At 62.2% G+C, this 17,425-nt stretch carries 14 protein-coding genes and 6 tRNA genes; 11 read left to right on the top strand and 9 right to left on the bottom strand.

The window, feature by feature from the left end; translation table 11 throughout:
- Positions 1-73: 73 nt before the first annotated feature.
- The 9 genes from JH15_RS06375 to ccoN form a co-directional block, all read right to left on the bottom strand.
- Positions 74-805, bottom strand: a complete 732-nt coding sequence (locus JH15_RS06375; protein ID WP_043528091.1) for a sulfite exporter TauE/SafE family protein — start codon at positions 803-805, stop codon at positions 74-76.
- Positions 805-1,056: a cbb3-type cytochrome oxidase assembly protein CcoS gene (gene ccoS, locus JH15_RS06370; RefSeq protein WP_043528088.1), complete on the bottom strand. Its 252-nt coding sequence runs from the start codon at positions 1,054-1,056 to the stop codon at positions 805-807. Before ccoS ends, JH15_RS06375 begins: the two co-directional genes overlap by 1 nt.
- On the bottom strand, positions 1,053-3,494 hold the full coding sequence (locus tag JH15_RS06365; protein WP_043528085.1) for a heavy metal translocating P-type ATPase: 2,442 nt from the start codon (positions 3,492-3,494) through the stop codon (positions 1,053-1,055). Before JH15_RS06365 ends, ccoS begins: the two co-directional genes overlap by 4 nt.
- Complete coding sequence (locus JH15_RS06360) at positions 3,494-4,018, bottom strand: FixH family protein (RefSeq protein ID WP_043528082.1); 525 nt, start codon at positions 4,016-4,018, stop codon at positions 3,494-3,496. The genes JH15_RS06365 and JH15_RS06360 overlap by 1 nt, the downstream gene beginning before the upstream one ends.
- Entirely contained in the window at positions 4,015-5,451 is a 1,437-nt protein-coding gene (gene ccoG / locus JH15_RS06355) for a cytochrome c oxidase accessory protein CcoG (RefSeq protein WP_231566374.1), read from the bottom strand. Before ccoG ends, JH15_RS06360 begins: the two co-directional genes overlap by 4 nt.
- 118 nt (positions 5,452-5,569) lie before the next feature.
- Complete coding sequence (ccoP, locus tag JH15_RS06350; protein WP_043528078.1) at positions 5,570-6,499, bottom strand: cytochrome-c oxidase, cbb3-type subunit III; 930 nt, start codon at positions 6,497-6,499, stop codon at positions 5,570-5,572.
- Positions 6,496-6,729 (bottom strand): cbb3-type cytochrome oxidase subunit 3, encoded by a 234-nt coding sequence (locus tag JH15_RS06345; RefSeq protein ID WP_043528076.1) that lies wholly within the window; start codon positions 6,727-6,729, stop codon positions 6,496-6,498. Before JH15_RS06345 ends, ccoP begins: the two co-directional genes overlap by 4 nt.
- Positions 6,730-6,731: 2 nt before the next feature.
- Positions 6,732-7,340 carry a cytochrome-c oxidase, cbb3-type subunit II gene (ccoO, locus tag JH15_RS06340; protein WP_043528073.1) on the bottom strand — a complete coding sequence of 203 codons (609 nt, stop codon included), beginning with the start codon at positions 7,338-7,340 and terminating at the stop codon, positions 6,732-6,734.
- Between the two features lie 23 nt (positions 7,341-7,363).
- Complete coding sequence (gene ccoN, locus JH15_RS06335; RefSeq protein ID WP_043528070.1) at positions 7,364-8,788, bottom strand: cytochrome-c oxidase, cbb3-type subunit I; 1,425 nt, start codon at positions 8,786-8,788, stop codon at positions 7,364-7,366.
- A gap of 181 nt (positions 8,789-8,969) precedes the next feature.
- Between ccoN and JH15_RS06330 the strand changes: the two genes are divergently transcribed.
- The 11 genes from JH15_RS06330 (at position 8,970) to JH15_RS06280 (ending at position 17,420) form a co-directional block, all read left to right on the top strand.
- The gene (locus tag JH15_RS06330) at positions 8,970-9,674 is read left to right on the top strand and encodes an alpha/beta family hydrolase (RefSeq protein ID WP_052383921.1); all 705 of its coding nucleotides are present in this window, start codon (positions 8,970-8,972) and stop codon (positions 9,672-9,674) included.
- A 98-nt stretch (positions 9,675-9,772) separates the two neighbouring features.
- Positions 9,773-9,848 (top strand) — tRNA-Val (locus tag JH15_RS06325).
- Positions 9,849-9,887: 39 nt separating this feature from the next.
- A tRNA-Asp gene (locus tag JH15_RS06320) sits at positions 9,888-9,964 on the top strand.
- A gap of 98 nt (positions 9,965-10,062) precedes the next feature.
- Positions 10,063-10,139 (top strand) — tRNA-Asp (locus JH15_RS06315).
- 98 nt (positions 10,140-10,237) lie between these two features.
- A tRNA-Asp gene (locus tag JH15_RS06310) sits at positions 10,238-10,314 on the top strand.
- A 44-nt stretch (positions 10,315-10,358) separates the two neighbouring features.
- Positions 10,359-10,435, top strand: a tRNA-Val gene (locus JH15_RS06305).
- A 3-nt stretch (positions 10,436-10,438) separates the two neighbouring features.
- A tRNA-Asp gene (locus JH15_RS06300) sits at positions 10,439-10,515 on the top strand.
- Between the two features lie 172 nt (positions 10,516-10,687).
- The gene (locus JH15_RS06295; RefSeq protein ID WP_043528064.1) at positions 10,688-12,700 is read left to right on the top strand and encodes an NADPH-dependent 2,4-dienoyl-CoA reductase; all 2,013 of its coding nucleotides are present in this window, start codon (positions 10,688-10,690) and stop codon (positions 12,698-12,700) included.
- A gap of 130 nt (positions 12,701-12,830) precedes the next feature.
- Entirely contained in the window at positions 12,831-13,877 is a 1,047-nt protein-coding gene (locus JH15_RS06290) for a threonine aldolase family protein (RefSeq protein WP_043528061.1), read from the top strand.
- A gap of 285 nt (positions 13,878-14,162) precedes the next feature.
- Positions 14,163-16,085, top strand: coding sequence for a PrkA family serine protein kinase (locus JH15_RS06285; protein WP_043528058.1), 1,923 nt, complete (start codon positions 14,163-14,165; stop codon positions 16,083-16,085).
- Positions 16,086-16,136: 51 nt separating this feature from the next.
- The gene (locus tag JH15_RS06280) at positions 16,137-17,420 is read left to right on the top strand and encodes a YeaH/YhbH family protein (RefSeq protein WP_043528056.1); all 1,284 of its coding nucleotides are present in this window, start codon (positions 16,137-16,139) and stop codon (positions 17,418-17,420) included.
- Positions 17,421-17,425 lie beyond the last annotated feature (5 nt).

Here is a 17,425-nt window from a genome sequence, read left to right as displayed (position 1 = left end):
CATGCTATCCGGTTCGCGAAATCTCTGGCTTGAGCTGGGTCAAGCCACGCGGAGTTGCGAAATACCGGATGGATCAATGATGGCTGTGCCCAGCGGCGTCCTGGCCAAGCCCGCTAACGGCGGGCCAAACCTGCCATAGCTGCCACAGGGCGAAGCCGATGATCAGGCTGGCCGCGATACTGCGTGTGGCAGGGTGGCGAATCAGGTTTCCCAGACTACGCGCCGCCAGCCCCGTAGCCAGCAGGGCCGGAAGCGTTCCCAAGCCGAAGGCGCCCATGATGAGGGCGCCACGCAGCGGATCGGCTACTGCCAGGCTCCATGCCAGCATCGAATAGACCAGTCCGCAGGGGAGCCAGCCCCAGATCGCACCCAGTGCAACGGCCTGGGGGAGCTTGACCACCGGCATCAGGCGACGCCCGAAGGGCTCGATGTAGTGCCAGAGCCGGCGGCCCACGGCTTCGACCCTGAGCAGCCCTTTCCACCAGTTGGCGATGTACAGCGCCATCATGATCAGCATGACGGCCGCCACGATCTGCAGGGCCAGGCGAATCTCGCCGGCGAGCCCGCCAAGCAGCGTGCCGAGTCCTGCAGTCAGGGCACCGGCCAGCATGTAACTCGACAGGCGACCCAGGTTGTAGCCGAGCAGCAGGCCCGTCATGCGAGCGGGATGGCGCATACTGGGAGGCACCGCAAACGTCAGAGCGCTCATGATGCCGCCGCACATGCCGATGCAGTGTGCGCCGCCCAGCAGCCCGAAGACGAAGGCTGCCGCCAGCGGTGGCAGGTCGAGGCCGGTCGGATCCATCAGCGGCGTGGCTCGCGCTCGTCCGAGGCGGCCTCGTCTCGCTCAGTGACGGATTGCCGTGGCTGGCGTGCCCGGGCACGGCGCTGGCGTTCCTCGGGTGTCAGGTCGTTCTCGTCCTCGTCGAAGAGAATGCGATGGGCGGGCCCTTCGAGGTCATCGAACTGGTCGTTTTTCACGGCCCAGAAGAACGCCCAGACCGCCAGCGAGAGCAGGATCAGCGTCAGGGGAATCAGCAGGTAGAGAATGCTCATGCAGGCTCCACGTGAACGGGGCTCGGTGGGGCTTGGCGTGGGGAGGTGCGTAACCGACCCAGGCGCAGGGCGTTGCCCACGACCACCAGCGAACTGGCCGACATGCCCAGCGCCGCAACCCAGGGCGGCACGATGCCTAGCGCAGCCAACGGCAAGGCGGTGAAGTTGTAGCACAACGACCACGTCAGGTTCTGGCGAATGATGCGGCGTGTGGCGCGCGATATCTCGATCGCCTCGACGATACGTAAAAGCCGCGGGCTCAACAAGACGGCGTCGGCGCTGGTGCGCGCCAGGTCGGTGGCACCGTTCATGGCCACGGCGACGTCGGCGCCGCCGAGTACCGGGACGTCGTTGATGCCATCGCCGACCATGATCACCGTTTCGCCCGCCTCCTGCAGCGCCTTGAGTCTCGCCAGCTTGTCTTCGGGACTCGCACCGGCTTGCCAGGTCTCGATGCCCAGACGCTCGGCCAAGGCCTCGACTGCCGTCGAGGTATCCCCCGAGAGAAGCTCGACCGTGAGCCCCGACGCCTTGAGGGCCTGGACCGTGGCGTCAGCATCCTCGCGCACATGGTCACTGAGCGCGAACCAGGCCAGCGGCTGCGCATCGAGGGAGAGCAATAGCCATTGCCCTTCGCCGGGGGCGGCAGGGGTGTCGGTCGGCGCCGCGAAGGCGGGTGTCCCCAGCCGATAGGACCGCCCCTCGATGCACCCCTCAAGGCCGGCACCGGGACGGTTGATCACGTCACTGGCGCGCAGCGTGGCATCGCGGAAGGGGCGGAAGGCCCGCGCGATGGGGTGTTCGGAATGGGCTTCCAGGGCTGCCGCCAGGGCACGTACCTCATGTTCACTACGCTCACCCAGGCAACGGGTACCGGTCAAGTGCATGCGACCCGTGGTCAGCGTCCCTGTCTTGTCGAAGATCACCCGGGTCGCCTGGGACAGGGTTTCCAGGGCATTGGCACGGGTAATCAGCACGCCGCGCCGGCGTAGTTGACCATGCCCGGCGGTCAGCGCTGTGGGGGTGGCCAGCGCCAAGGCACAGGGGCAGGTGACGACAAGCACGGAGAGCGTGACCCAGAGTACGCGTGACGGATCGATGAACCACCAGGCGGCAGCCACGCCCACGGTCACGAACAGCAGGCGCAACACGAACAGGTGCGCCATACGCGAGGCCATCTGGGCGATCTTGGGGCGGCTGGCAAAGGCGCGATCGGTGAGATCGACGATACGGGTCACGCGGGCCTCGTTACCGGCATGAGTCACCCGAACCACCAATGGGCTCTCGACGTTCTGGCTGCCGCCGGTCACCCGGTCGCCGATGCGTCGCGTGACGGGGAGATATTCACCGGTGAGCATCGATTCGTCGAGACTCGATTCGCCATCCTCGATCACGCCGTCTGCGGGTACGCTGTGACCGGGCTTGACCAGTACCCGGTCGCCGGGCACGAGCTGGTTGGCGGGCAGGATGCGCTCCTCGTCGGTGTCGTTGAGGCGCACTGCCGACATGGGTAGCGCACCGGACATGGCATTGCCGGTATGGCCGCTACGGCGACGCGCGCGCATCTCGACGTAACGGCCGAATAGCAGAAAGAAGGTGAACATGGCCACCGAGTCGAAGTAGACCTCACCGGTATTGAAGATGACGGCATAACCGCTGGCCAGGTAGGCCCCACCGATGGCCAGCGAAACCGGGACGTCCATGCCCAATACGCCGGTGCGTACGTCACGTATGGCATTGCGGAAGAAGGGCAGGGCCGAGAAGAACACCACCGGGGTGGACAGGGCGAACGAAAGCCAATGGAAAAGGGCATGAAAATCGGCACTGATTTCGCCCGGGCCAGCGACATAGATCGGGATCGAGAACATCATCACCTGCATCATCCCCACGGCGGCGACGATGAGACGACGCACACTCATGCGCTCTTCGCGTTGCAGGCGTTGCTGGGCCTGGTCGGGCTCGTAGGGCTGGGCCGTGTAGCCGATGGCACTCATCTCGGCGAGGATGCGCGACAGGGCGATTCGCTCCGGGTCCCAGGCGACCCTGACTCGGTGATGGGTCAGGTTGACGGCGCTCGAGACGACACCGTCCAGGGCGTTGAGGTGGTGCTCGATCAGCCAGGCGCAGGCGGCACAGGTGATGCCGTCCACAGCCAACGTGGCGTGGACGTGGCCATCGTCGCCTTCGGCATGCACGAAGGCCCGCTGCAGCCCCGGATCGTCGAAGACCGCCCAGGTCTCGGCCTGGGCGGTAGGACGTTCGTTGGGGCGCTCGGGCATTTCGGTACGAAAGCGATAATAGCTCGCCAGGCCACCATCTACGATAGCGTGTGCCACGGCCTGACAGCCGGGGCAGCATAACGGATGGATCGTGTCGTCCAGCGTGATCTGCCACGGGGCGCCGGATGGCACCGGGTTACCGCAGTGATAGCAGCTCATCAGCCTTGGGTCGTGCCTCCCGGCGTCAGGGTTACGGCCGCGTCGAGCGGGAAGTGAGCTTCCCCCATCAGGCGCCATTCAGGATCCTGCTGGGTGGGTTGCACCTGTACATACCAGCGGTAGTGCTGACGCTCGGGAAGTTGACCAACATAGTGACCGTCGCGCATGTGCTCCAGCACATACTCCTGGTCGCGATCGTCCTGGGTGGGAAAGATCAGGTTCAGATAGAGTCGCTCGGGACGCGCCTCGCCAAGGAGATGCAAGCTGATGTCGCCAGTCAACTCATCGACGTTCAGCGTCGCCTCCAGCCCCATGGCCATCGCCAGCTTCTGCTTGGCGAACTCTTGGTTGATGGCGCGGCCCTGCTCATAGTAATCCTCCTGCACCATGCCGTCGAAGCTCTTGATCGACAGCACCAGGAAGGTGGTGCTGACAGCCACCGAGGAGAGCAGCAGGCCCAGCAAGAACCACGGCCAGAATTGCTTGTACCAGGGGGGAATGGTCTGGGGGTCTAGCGTATTCATCGCTTGATATCTCCAATAAAGCGCGCTTCGCGTTCCTCGCGAATGTCGGCATCGTCAACGGACTGCAGGCTGACCTGGATGGGCAGGCTGGGGCGATCCAGCGCATCGGCATCAAGATGCAGCTCGATGGCTTTGATGCGCGTGCTGCCGGCACCCACGGTTATCCGCCCGTCGCCCACCAGGTTCAGGCCCGGTAACCCGGACGCCTGGACTTCATAGGTATGCTCGCGGTCGTCCAGGTTGCGTACGTTGAGCGTGAAAATATTGCTGATACGGCCATCCTGGGTCATCTGATAAAGCTGGTTGCGGTCGCGCTCGATCTCGAATTCGAGCGGGGTACGCTCTCCCAGCGCCCAAACGAAAAGCCCCAGCATCACCAGCAGGCCGGCCAGATAACCGAGCAGTCGTGGGCGCAGAACCTGCGTCTTGCGCCCCTCCAGGGCATGCTCGGTGGTGTAGCGAACCAGGCCGCGCGGGTAGCCCATCTTGTCCATGACGCTGTCGCAGGCATCGATACAGGCCGCACAGGAGATGCACTCATACTGCAGGCCATCACGGATATCGATACCGGTGGGACAGACCTGCACGCACAGATCGCAATCGATGCAATCGCCGAGTCCCAGCGCCTTGGGGTCGGCCCCTCGCTTGCGCGCACCCCGCGGCTCGCCGCGTGCTTCGTCATAGGAGACGATGAGCGTGTCCTTGTCGAACATGACCGCCTGGAAGCGGGCATAGGGACACATGTACATGCACACCTGTTCGCGCAGCCAGCCGGCATTGAGATAGGTGAAGACGGTAAAGAACCCGACCCAGAACAGCGCCCAGCCCCCCACGTCGAGCGTGACGAAATCCATTACCAGCTCGCGAATGGGCGTGAAGTAGCCAACGAAGGTGGCGCCGGTCGCGAAGGCGATGAGCAGCCATACTGCGTGCTTGGCGCTTTTGCGCCATAGCTTGTCGAAGGTCATCGACTGCTTGTCGAGTTTGATGCGTCTGTTTCGCGGCCCCTCGATGCGATGCTCGGTCCAAATGAACAGGAAGGTCCAGACACTTTGGGGGCAGGTGTAGCCACACCACACCCGCCCTGCGAAGACCGTGACCAGGAACAGACCGAAGGCGCCGATGATCAGCAGCCAGCCCAGCAGATAAAACTCCTGGGGATAGAACGTGCCGCCAAGGATATGGAATTCCCGGTCGGGAAGGTTGAACCAGATTGCCGGTCGATCGCCCCACTGCAGCCAGGGCAGACCGAAGAACAGCGCCATCAAGGCCCAATTCGACGTGCGCCGAACCCGCTGGAACAGGCCCTTGATCTCGCGAACATACAAATGCTCGCGCTTGGCATACATCGTCTGGGTGACGGTCTGTTGAGGATCGTGACTTCCGACGGCAGGGTCGACGGTCACATCCTGAACGGGGATCTTGTCGGTCATGGCATTACCGGAGAGGCGCGGAGCGCGTGGAAGAGGGGCTATTCTAGCGCTTGCTCGACCCATAAAAGAGCGGGTGCGACCCCCGGCCGCACCCGCTCTGGTAACGCCTGGCGCTCGATCAGTCCCGGCGGCTCAACCCGTATACATAGGCTGCAACCAGGTGCACGCGATCCTCGCCGATATAGGCGGCCTGGGCAGGCATATGGCCGTTGCGGCCATTGCGCAGCGTTTGCCGAACGGAATCGGCGACGCTCTGTCCGGGGGCTTGATAGAGCCAGTAATCATCGGTCAGGTTGGGTGCGCCGAGGGCCTGGTTACCGGTGGCATCCGGGCCGTGGCAGGCTACGCAGGATGCCGAGAATATCGCCTGACCCTGGCTGGCCGCATCGGCATCGTGCTCGAGACCGGACAGCGACAGCACATGCTGGGTCAGGTTCTCGATATTGGTAGCGCCGAGTTGCTGCCAGGAAGGCATCAGGCCGTTACGTCCGTTGGTGATGGTGGTCACGATGTTCTCGGGCTCACCGCCATACATCCAGGCCTCATCGGTCAGGTTGGGGAAGCCGTAGCCGCCCTGGGCATTGGCCCCATGACACACCGCGCAGTTGTTCTGGAAGATACGCTCGGCCACGCGCATGGCTTCACTGTCCTGCGAAAGCTCGGGGATCGGTACTTCCTGGAACTGCGCAAAGATCGAGGCGTAGCGCTGTTCGGCCTGAGCGACCTCTTCCTCCCACTGGCCTTCCTGGGACCACCCCAGGATACCGCGGAAGTTGCCTAGGCCCGGGTACAGGGCCAGGTAGCCCAGCGAGAACACGATGGTGGCCACGAACAACATGAACCACCAGCGCGGCAGCGGGTTGTCGTACTCCTCGATGCCATCGGCCGCATGGCCAGTGGTGTCGACGTTGCCCTCGGCATCGGGCACCTTGTCGGTCTTGCGGTTGGCGAACAGGATCCAGCCACTGAAGGCGATCGTGCCCAGTGTGATGACGATGATCCAGGCGCTCCAGAAACTGGAGAGGGAGTCACCCCATAGATTGTTCATGTGTTCTTGTCTCCCTTGTCTTTGCGGGACGCATCATGGCGGGGCGCCTCTTTGTTGCTGGAAGGGCGCGCACCACGGTTCTGCAGTTCATCATCGTCATCGGCGAAGGGCAGGTTGGCCGCCTCTTCGAAGTCCGTCTTGCGGCGTTTGGAGTAGGCCCACCAGGCAATCCCTAGAAAGCCGATCAGCAGCAGCAGCGTCAGAATGCCGCGAAAGGTCCCCATGTCCATGCTCAGCGCCTACCCTCGATCACGGTGCCCAATTGCTGCAGGTAAGCGATCAACGCAGTGATCTCCTGCTGGCCGCGTACCTCGCGGGTGGCCCCGGCGATGTCTTCATCGGTGTAGGGCACGCCCAGCGTGCGCAGGGTCTGCATTTTTGTAGTGATATCGTCGCCGTCGAGCGTGTTCTCGAACAACCACGGGTAGGCCGGCATGATCGATTCCGGAACCACGTCGCGCGGGTTGTACATATGGGCGCGGTGCCAGTCGTCGCTGTAACGACCACCTACGCGCGCCAGGTCGGGACCGGTACGCTTTGAGCCCCACAGGAAGTTGTGCTCGTAGACCGATTCACCAGCCACGTTGTAGTGGCCGTAGCGCTCGGTTTCGGCCCGGAACGGGCGAATCATCTGCGAGTGGCAGCCCACGCAGCCTTCGCGGATATAGATATCGCGCCCTTCAAGCTGCAGGGCGGAGAGCGGCTTGAGGCCTTCTACGGGCTCGGTCGTGTCCTTCTGAAAGAACAGCGGCACGATCTCGGCCAGGCCGCCGAAACTGATCACCACCAGAATCAGCACGGCCATCAGCCCGACATTCTTTTCGACAATTTCGTGTTTCATCGCTATCAGGTTCCCTGGTGACTTCAGGCGGTCTGGGGAAGCGCTTGGCTGGCCGCTTCATGACGCTTGACCGTGCGGTAGGTGTTGTAGGCCATGAGCAGCATGCCGGTTACCCAGAACAGACCGCCGATCCAGCGCACGACATAGCCCGGACCACTGGCTTCCACCGACTCGATGAAGGTGTACATCAGGGTTCCGTCGGCATTCACGGCGCGCCACATAAGGCCCTGCATGATGCCGTTGACCCACATCGCGGCGATGTACAGCACGGTACCGATGGTGGCCAGCCAGAAGTGCACGGCGATCAGCTTGATGGAGTACATCTCTGTCTGCCCGTAAAGGCGTGGCAGCAGGTGATAGATCGAGCCGATGGTGATCATGGCGACCCAGCCGAGTGCCCCGGCATGTACGTGGCCGATGGTCCAGTCGGTGTAGTGGGACAGTGCATTGACGGTTTTCACCGCCATCATCGGGCCTTCGAAGGTCGACATGCCGTAGAACGACAGTGCCACGACCAGGAAACGCAGGGTCGGGTCGGTACGCAGCTTATGCCAGGCACCAGAGAGGGTCATCATGCCGTTGATCATGCCGCCCCAGGAGGGTGCGAGCAGGATGATGGACATGATCATGCCCAGCGACTGGGCCCAGTTGGGCAGTGCGGTATAGTGCAGGTGGTGCGGGCCGGCCCACATGTAGATGATGATCAGGGCCCAGAAGTGCACGATCGACAGGCGATAGGAGTAGATCGGACGCTCGGCCTGCTTGGGCACGAAATAGTACATCATGCCGAGGAAGCCCGCGGTCAGGAAGAAACCTACCGCATTATGGCCATACCACCACTGCACCATGGCATCCACGGCACCGGCATAGATGGAGTAGGATTTCATGGCGCTGACGGGGATGGCGGCGTTATTGACGACGTGCAGCACCGCCACGGTCAGGATGAAGGCCGCGAAGAACCAGTTGGCAACATAGATATGCGAGGTGTTGCGCTTCTTGATCGTGCCCAGGAACACGGCCGCATAGCTTACCCAGACCACGGTGATCAGGATATTGATCGGCCACTCCAGCTCTGCGTACTCCTTGGAGGTGGTGTAGCCGAGCGGCAGGGAGATGACCGCCGAGAGGATGACAGCCTGCCAGCCCCAGAAGGTGAACGCGGCCAGACGATCCGAAAACAGTCGGGTCTGGCAGGTGCGCTGCACCACGTAGTAGGAGGTGGCAAAGAGCGCCGACCCACCGAAAGCGAAGATAACGGCATTGGTATGCAGCGGCCGCAGGCGACCGAAGCTTGTCCAGGGGAGGCCGAGGTTCAGCTCGGGCCAGACCATTTGGGCAGCCAGGATGACACCGAGGCTCATGCCCACAATGCCCCATACCACCGTCATGATCGCGAACTGCCGAACTACCTTGTAATTGTAGGTCGGGTGCTCTAGTGCTGTGCTCATGTTATGTTCCCATCAAACGCGATGTGGGGGTGACTCCCGGGCGCTAGTGTGCCTGGGCGAGGCCTCCCGCATGATGACGTAGGTCAAGGTTTTACCGGGCGCCGATTCTAGCGCAGCCCGCCGGTAATCAAAACTGCGATTCGGAACGTTTGGGGGGCGCAAATTGTCGCATGGCGCGGTCATGAAAGAGGGTTCGTTGACGGCCGATGAGCTGGTGACTTGCCTGGACTCGGGCCTGTCGGGGCACGTTCGGGTCGCTGACGTTGGCCCCCTCGAGGTCTGCGGTGAGCCGCGTATCGGACGATGGCTGATGGCGCATGGCGCCGGTGCCGGTAGTGACTCCGCCTTTCTCGTGGCCCTGCGTGAACGCTTGGCGGAAGAAGGCGTGCAGACCCTGGCCATCGAATTCGAATACATGCAACGCATGCGCCGCGAGAACCGGCGGCGCCCCCCGCCTCGTGTCGACATGCTGGTCGACGAGCTGAGTCGTTGGTGTGACATCGTGTCGCGCACAGGAGCGCCGCCCGTATGGCTGGGGGGAAAGTCGATGGGCGGGCGGGTCGCCAGCCTGCTGGCAGCCCGCGATGGGGCGCCGGGGCTGATCCTGTGCGGCTATCCCTTCCATCCGCCGGGCAAGCCCGAGCGGACCCGGCTCGATCACTGGCCTGACCTGCGTTGCCCCACGCTGGTGTTGCAGGGCACCCGCGATCCGTTCGGCCGGCGTGACGAGGTCGAGCGCTATGCCTTGCCGACGGTAGCTCACATGCACTACCTGGAAGATGGTGAACATGATTGGAAGCCGCGCAAGGCCAGCGGACGCAGCCAGTCAGACCTGATCGACGAGGCGGCAGGGCGGATTGCGGCCTTCATGTCTGCAAGTCGATGAATGCCCGAAAGAAAAGCCTGACACCGAAATAACGACTCGTCAGGAAAAAGCGTTGACATTGCTCCTCGCCTCTGTAGAATGCAGCGCCACGTGACCACGGGTGGTTAGCTCAGTTGGAAGAGCACCAGCCTTACAAGCTGGGGGTCACTGGTTCGAGCCCAGTACCACCCACCATCGCCTAGCGATGCAGGTGTTCACGTGAAGGAAATCAGCGGACCGGTAGTTCAGTTGGTTAGAATGCCGGCCTGTCACGCCGGAGGTCGCGGGTTCGAGTCCCGTCCGGTCCGCCAATTTTCCTTGGCAATCGAGTGTTGCCCTACGGCAATTCACGCATTGTCAGATTCAGTGCCAGTACGTGCCGTCGACGAACGTGTCGCAGGCTCAATGGGGACCGGTAGTTCAGTCGGTTAGAATGCCGGCCTGTCACGCCGGAGGTCGCGGGTTCGAGTCCCGTCCGGTCCGCCAATTTTCCTTGGCAATCGAGTGTTGCCCTACGGCAATTCACGCATTGTCAGATTCAGTGCCAGTACGTGCCGTCGACGAACGTGTCGCAGGCTCGATGGGGACCGGTAGTTCAGTCGGTTAGAATGCCGGCCTGTCACGCCGGAGGTCGCGGGTTCGAGTCCCGTCCGGTCCGCCATCCTGTCCTGATTTCGGGTAGACCTACCCAGCATCCCTATCGATGGGTGATTAGCTCAGTTGGTTAGAGCACCAGCTTCACATGCTGGGGGTCACTGGTTCGAGTCCAGTATCACCCACCATGCGGACCGGTAGTTCAGTCGGTTAGAATGCCGGCCTGTCACGCCGGAGGTCGCGGGTTCGAGTCCCGTCCGGTCCGCCACATCGATACGAATCTTGACCCCGAGCCCATGGCTCGGGGTTTTTCGTTTGACCTATCGCGACGGGTTTTTCCTTCGCCAGGGCGAATGCTGTCTTGCAGCTGTGGCCAGACTGTCATACGGTTGTTTGAAACAACGCTTACGTTTTTCTACCGTGCAGCAGCGAGGCTCGCCGTGACCCCCTATCCCCATCTGTTCCGTCCCCTGGAACTGGGCAATATCACCCTACCCAACCGCATCCTGATGGGCTCCATGCATACCAACCTCGAAGAAGCGCCCGAGGGCTTCTCGCGCTTGGCGAGGTTTTATGCCGAGCGCGCCCGGGCGGGGGTGGGGTTGATCGTGACGGGGGGCATCGCCCCCAATCCCGAAGGCGCGGTATTCCAGGGAGCGGCTTCGTTGACGTCGGTTGAAGAGGCAGAGCGACATCGTCCGGTCGTCGACGCCGTGCATTCCGAAGGGGGGCGTATCTGCCTGCAGATCCTGCATGCCGGTCGCTACGCCTATTCCCCCGACCTGGTGGCGCCATCGCCATTGCAGGCACCGATCAACCCGTTCGTGCCCCGCGAACTCGCCACCGGCGAAGTGGAAGATCTGATAGACGACTTCGTGCGCTGTGCCGGGCTGGCACGCGATGCCGGGTACGATGGGGTCGAGGTGATGGGCTCGGAAGGCTACCTGATCAACCAGTTCCTGTGCGCACGTACCAACCAGCGTCAGGACGAATGGGGGGGGGACTTCGCGAGTCGCATGCGCTTCCCGGTAGCGATCGTGCGCCGCATTCGCGAAGCGCTGGGTGACGATTTCCTGATCATCTTCCGATTGTCTATGATCGACCTGGTCGAAGGCGGGAGTACCTGGCAGGAGGTGGTCGAGCTGGGCCGGGCCATCGAAGGGGCCGGCGCCGATCTGATCAATACCGGCATCGGCTGGCACGAAGCACGCGTCCCGACCATCGTCACCAGCGTGCCGCGGGCCGCCTTCAGCGAGGTGAGCCGGCGCATGAAGCAGGCCCTGACCATCCCCTTGATCACGACCAACCGCATCAATATGCCTGATGTCGCCGAGCGCGTACTGGCCGAGGGGCATGCCGACATGGTATCGATGGCGCGACCGTTTCTGGCCGACCCCGAGTGGGTGCGCAAGGCCCGCGATGGACGTGTCGATGAGATCAACACCTGTATCGCCTGCAACCAGGCGTGCCTCGATCATACCTTCCAGGGCAAGCTCACCTCCTGTCTGGTCAATCCGCGCGCCTGTCATGAAACCGAGCTTGAAATCGCTTCGGTCGAGACGCCGCGTGAGATCGCCGTGGTGGGTGGTGGGCCGGCCGGGCTCGCTGCCGCCGTAACTGCTGCCCAGCGTGGGCACCGCGTGGTGCTGTTCGAGAAATCCGATACCTTGGGTGGGCAGTTCAACTATGCCCGGCGCATTCCCGGCAAGGAGGAATTCGACGAAACCCTGCGCTACTTCAAGGTCATGCTCGACCAACACGGCGTCACGGTCCGGCTCAATACCGACGCGGATATTGAGAGCTTGCGCAGCTTCGATGCGGTCATCCTTGCCAGCGGCGTGCGGCCTCGCGAACTCGCGCTGCCGGGTATCGACCATCCGATGGTCATGCATTACCCCACGGCGATCCTGCATCCCGAGCGGGTGGGGCGCCGGGTTGCGGTCATCGGGGCGGGTGGGATTGGCTTCGATGTCGCCGAGCTGCTGACGCATGTCGGCCACCCGTCCCTGGACGTCGCGGCGTGGTGCGACGAGTGGGGTGTCGATCTGGCCGTCAACGAACGGGGTGGGCTCAAGCCGCAGCTGCGACCCGAGACGCCGCGTGAGGTCTATCTCCTTCAGCGCAAGACATCCAAGCCTGGCAAGGGCCTGGGCAAGACCACCGGCTGGGTGCATCGGGCCTCGCTCAAGCATCGTGGCGTCGAGACCTTGGCGGGCTGCGAGTATCTGGGGATCGACGACGAAGGGCTTCACCTGAGCGTCAATGGCGAATCACGCCGGCTCGAGGTGGATAGCGTGGTGATCTGTGCCGGCCAGGAGTCGGTGCGCGACCTGCTCGAGCCATTGCACGAGGCGAACGTTGAAGTGCATGTCATCGGTGGGGCCGATGAGGCGGCGGAACTCGACGCCAAGCGAGCTATCGAACAGGGCACACGCATTGCCGCTGCGTTGTGACGGGGGATCCGGGCATCGCCAACGGTTGGGAGAATGGTAGACTCAAGGTGACACGCGACCCGTGTCGCCAGTTGGCGTGCGATGGCACCTGTCGCGCGCCATTAACAATAATGCGTAAGGATACCCCTCCATGCTTCCCGACTGTACGCCGCGCTTCGTGGCCAGTGACAATACTTCCGGGATTTGCCCCGAAGCGCTGGAATACCTGCTCGAGGCCAATCGCTGCGATGACCTGGCCTATGGCAACGATATCTGGACCGACAAGGCCGCCGAGCGTTTCCGTGAAATGTTCGATTTCGATTGTGAGGTCTTCTTCGTCTTCAACGGCACCGCGGCCAATTCGCTGGCACTGGCCGCGATGGGGCGCAGCTACCATAGCGTAATCTGTCATGAACTAGCTCACATCGAGACCGATGAGTGCGGGGGGCCCGAGTTCTTTTCCAACGGTGCCAAGTTGCTTACCTCGAGCGGTGCGGAAGGCAAGCTCACTCCCGAGGGGATCGAGGCATTGGTGACGCGGCGCAGCGATATCCACTATCCCAAGCCGCGGGTGGTATCACTGACCCAGGCGACCGAGGTCGGTACGCTATATTCGCGCGAAGAATTGCTGGCGATCCGCACCATGGCCGACAAGCATGATCTGCGACTGCACATGGACGGCGCACGTTTCGCCAATGCATGCGTCGCCCTGGGAGCCACGCCTGCGGAGCTCACCTGGCAGGTCGGCGTCGATGCGCTGTGCTTTTCGGGTACCAAGAACGGTCTGGCCATGGGCGAGGCGATCCTGTTCTTCAACCGCGACCTGGCCGAAGACTTCGCCTGGCGCTGCAAGCAGGCTGGCCAGTTGGCCTCCAAAATGCGTTTCATCGCTGCGCCCTGGCTGGGCCTGCTCGAGAGCGGCGCCTGGCGAACCAATGCCGAGCACGCCAATGCCATGGCCCGCTATCTCGCCGATGGCCTGGCCGACATGCCCGGGGTTGAATCGATGTTCCCGACCCAGGCCAACAGCGTATTCGTCAGGTTGCCTCCGCATGCCATCGACCGTTTGCGTGGTCTGGGGTGGACGTTCTACACCTTTATCGGTGCCGGTGGTGCGCGTTTCGTGTGTGCCTGGAACACGACCACCGAACTCCTCGACACCCTGATGGCCGATATCCGCGAATCGCTGGTGGCCTGACGGGAACGACCGTGCCGGATCGCTCCATGCCGGGCTTTCTTGGGGTTTTATCCGATCTTTCCGGCACGCTATGTCGTTTTCCCGCTTGCGTTCAATCCTTGTACTGACAATCAACGCACCTTTGCGCCCCTAATGACTCTCAAGGTCAGGATGGGTGTTTGTGCGTTGCGTTGAATCCCTACATCAACCTGCACTCATCAAACCTGTCTACGCTGAAAGATACGCCACCTCGGCAGCCTTGATATCCGTGTTCCGGCCGGGGAGTTGCGCTTAAGGAGGCTTTTGATGAGCATCTTCGATCATGTGCAGAATCGCTACGAGCGGGTCCAGCAGGACGAAATGAGCCTGAAGGAGTACCTGGAGCTGTGTCGCAGCGAGCCGAAGGTATATGCGTCCGCCGCCGAACGCATGCTGGAGGCAATCGGTGAGCCTGAGGTGATCGATACTGCCAGGGACCCACGGCTGTCGAGGATATTTTCCAACAAGGTCATCCGCCGCTACCCCGCCTTTGCCGAGTTCTATGGCATGGAAGAGGCTATCGAGCAGATCGTTGCCTATTTTCGCCATGCGGCGCAGGGGCTCGAGGAGCGCAAGCAGATCCTCTATCTGCTGGGCCCGGTGGGGGGCGGCAAGTCGTCGCTGGCCGAGCGGCTCAAGCTGTTGATGGAACGCGTGCCGTTCTATGCCATCAAGGGCTCGCCGGTCTACGAATCGCCGCTGGGGTTGTTCTCGCCCGAAGAGGACGGTGAACTGCTCGAGAAGGAATACAACATTCCTCAACGCTACCTGAAAAGCGTGATGTCGCCCTGGGCAGCGAAGCGTTTGCAGGAGTATGGCGGCGATATCTCGCAGTTTCGTGTGGTGCGGCTCTATCCCTCGCGGCTCAACCAGATCGCCGTGGCCAAGACCGAGCCGGGGGATGAGAACAACCAGGACATCTCATCACTGGTCGGCAAGGTGGATATCCGACAACTCGAGCTGTATTCACAGGACGATCCGGACGCGTACAGCTTTTCCGGCGGGTTGTGCAAGGCCAACCAGGGCCTGCTCGAATTCATCGAGATGTTCAAGGCACCGATCAAGGTGCTGCACCCCCTGCTGACGGCCACCCAGGAAGGTAACTACAACCCCACCGAGGGCATGGGTGCGATTCCCTTCGATGGCGTGGTGCTTGCCCACTCCAACGAGAGCGAATGGCAGGCGTTCCGCAACAACCGCAACAACGAGGCCTTCCTCGACCGGGTCTATATCGTCAAGGTGCCGTACTGCCTGCGGGTGACCGAAGAGATCAATATCTACAAGAAGCTGCTCGAACACTCGTCGCTGTCCGACGCACCCTGCGCCCCGGATACGCTGCGCATGCTGGCGCAGTTCTCGGTGCTGTCTCGCCTCAAGGAGCCTGAGAACTCGAGCATCTATTCCAAGATGCGCGTATATGATGGCGAGAATCTCAAGGATACCGATCCCAAGGCCAAGTCGATCCAGGAGTACCGCGATGCGGCGGGGGTGGACGAAGGCATGGATGGGCTGTCCACACGCTTCGCCTTCAAGATCCTCTCCAAGGTCTTCAACTTCGACAATCACGAGATCGCCGCCAACCCGGTGCACTTGCTCTACGTACTGGAGCAACGACTGGAGCAGGAGCAACTGCCCAAGGAGACCTTCGAGCGTTACCTGCGCTTCATCAAGGAGTACCTGGCGCCGCGCTACGTCGACTTCATCGGCAAGGAGATCCAGACCGCCTATCTCGAATCCTACTCCGAGTACGGCCAGAACATCTTCGACCGCTATGTGACTTACGCCGACTTCTGGATACAGGACCAGGAATATCGCGATCCCGAGACGGGCGAGCTGTTCGATCGTCAGTCACTGAACGAGGAGTTGGAGAAGATCGAGAAGCCTGCAGGCATCTCCAATCCCAAGGATTTCCGTCACGAGGTGGTCAACTTCGTGCTGCGGGCCCGGGCGCAGAACAACGGCATGAACCCGAGCTGGCAATCCTACGAGAAGCTGCGCGGCGTGATCGAGCACAAGATGTTCGCCAATACCGAGGAGCTTCTGCCGGTGATCTCCTTCAATGCCAAGGCCTCGTCGTCGGATCAGAAGAAGCATGAGGACTTCGTGGCCAGGATGGTCGACCGCGGTTATACCGAAAAGCAGGTGCGTCTGCTTTCCGAATGGTACCTGCGCGTACGCAAGTCGCAGTGACGTCCCGGGTCATGGGCGCATGGCCTCTGGCCATGCGCCACGGAGGCAAGCATGAGCTATTTCATCGACCGACGCCCCAATGCCAAGCACAAGAGTGCGGTCAATCGACAGCGGTTCCTGGACCGCTATCGCACCCACATCAAGCGCTCCGTGGAAGAGGCGGTCAATCGTCGCTCCATCACCGATATGGAGCGCGGTGAAAAGGTTTCGATCCCGGCGCGGGACATTTCCGAACCGGTATTCCAGCATGGCCAGGGCGGCAAGCGCAGCATCGTCAGCCCCGGCAACAAGGAGTTCACCGAAGGCGATCGCTTGCGACGGCCTGGCGGGGGCGGCGGAGGAGGCGGCGGCAACGGTGAGGGTGCCTCGAACCAGGGTGAGGGTATGGATGAGTTCGCCTTCAGCCTGACTCGCGAGGAGTTCCTCGATTTCGTCTTCGATGGCCTGGAGCTGCCCCACCTGGAGCGCAAGCAGTTGAAGGACCTCGAGGAGGTGAGGCCAGTCCGGGCGGGGATTTCCCGCGATGGGGTGCCGTCGCGTATCAATATCGTGCGTTCCATGCGCGAGGCCCATGCCCGTCGGATCGCCATGCGCGCCCCGATCCGCCGTGCCCTGCGCGAGGCGCAGGAGGCGCTGGAAGCCGAAGAGCGCAAGGATCCGGTACTGCGTAATCCGTCCCGGATCGCCGAACTCAAGGCCGAGGTCGAGCGTCTCGAGAAGCGTCTCGAGGCGGTGCCGTTCATCGATACCTACGACTTGCGCTACAACAACCTCAGCAACCAGCCGCTGCCGTCGAACAAGGCGGTGATGTTCTGCATCATGGACGTCTCGGGGTCGATGACCCAGTCGCACAAGGATATCGCCAAGCGTTTCTTCCTGCTGCTGTACCTGTTTCTCGAGCGCAATTACGAGAAGGTCGAACTGGTCTTCGTCAGACACCATACGGCGGCCAAGGAGGTCGACGAAGAAGAGTTCTTCTACTCACGGGAGACCGGCGGCACCATCGTCTCCAGCGCCCTGACCCTGGTCGACGAGATCATTACCGATCGCTACCCGCCGGGGCAATGGAACCTGTATGTCGCCCAGGCCTCCGATGGCGATAACTGGGACGACGATTCGACGACCTGCCGCCAGCTTTTGATCGATTCGTTGATGCCGCGCCTGCAGTACTACACCTATGTCGAGATCACCCCGCATGCGCACCAGGCGCTATGGGAAGAATACGAGACGGTGGCGGATCGCTTCCCGTCGCGCTTTGCCATGCGCCAGATCGTCGAGGGGGGCGATATCTACCCGGTCTTTCGCGAGTTGTTTCGTCGTCGCGCCGAGGCCTGAGGGCT

Source organism: Litchfieldella xinjiangensis, assembly GCF_000759345.1.
Taxonomy (GTDB): Bacteria; Pseudomonadota; Gammaproteobacteria; order Pseudomonadales; family Halomonadaceae; genus Litchfieldella_A; species Litchfieldella_A xinjiangensis.
This window is presented reverse-complemented; position numbering and strand designations above follow the sequence as displayed.

Bases quoted from the DNA above. Each gene is read 5' to 3' on its own strand.
- JH15_RS06375 (WP_043528091.1), bottom strand. From the start codon at position 805: ATGGATCCGACCGGCCTCGACCTGCCACCGCTGGCGGCAGCCTTCGTC.
- ccoS (WP_043528088.1), bottom strand. From the start codon at position 1,056: ATGAGCATTCTCTACCTGCTGATTCCCCTGACGCTGATCCTGCTCTCG.
- JH15_RS06365 (WP_043528085.1), bottom strand. From the start codon at position 3,494: ATGAGCTGCTATCACTGCGGTAACCCGGTGCCATCCGGCGCCCCGTGG.
- JH15_RS06360 (WP_043528082.1), bottom strand. From the start codon at position 4,018: ATGAATACGCTAGACCCCCAGACCATTCCCCCCTGGTACAAGCAATTC.
- ccoG (WP_231566374.1), bottom strand. From the start codon at position 5,451: ATGACCGACAAGATCCCCGTTCAGGATGTGACCGTCGACCCTGCCGTC.
- ccoP (WP_043528078.1), bottom strand. From the start codon at position 6,499: ATGAACAATCTATGGGGTGACTCCCTCTCCAGTTTCTGGAGCGCCTGG.
- JH15_RS06345 (WP_043528076.1), bottom strand. From the start codon at position 6,729: ATGGACATGGGGACCTTTCGCGGCATTCTGACGCTGCTGCTGCTGATC.
- ccoO (WP_043528073.1), bottom strand. From the start codon at position 7,340: ATGAAACACGAAATTGTCGAAAAGAATGTCGGGCTGATGGCCGTGCTG.
- ccoN (WP_043528070.1), bottom strand. From the start codon at position 8,788: ATGAGCACAGCACTAGAGCACCCGACCTACAATTACAAGGTAGTTCGG.
- JH15_RS06330 (WP_052383921.1), top strand. From the start codon at position 8,970: ATGAAAGAGGGTTCGTTGACGGCCGATGAGCTGGTGACTTGCCTGGAC.
- JH15_RS06290 (WP_043528061.1), top strand. From the start codon at position 12,831: ATGCTTCCCGACTGTACGCCGCGCTTCGTGGCCAGTGACAATACTTCC.
- JH15_RS06285 (WP_043528058.1), top strand. From the start codon at position 14,163: ATGAGCATCTTCGATCATGTGCAGAATCGCTACGAGCGGGTCCAGCAG.
- JH15_RS06280 (WP_043528056.1), top strand. From the start codon at position 16,137: ATGAGCTATTTCATCGACCGACGCCCCAATGCCAAGCACAAGAGTGCG.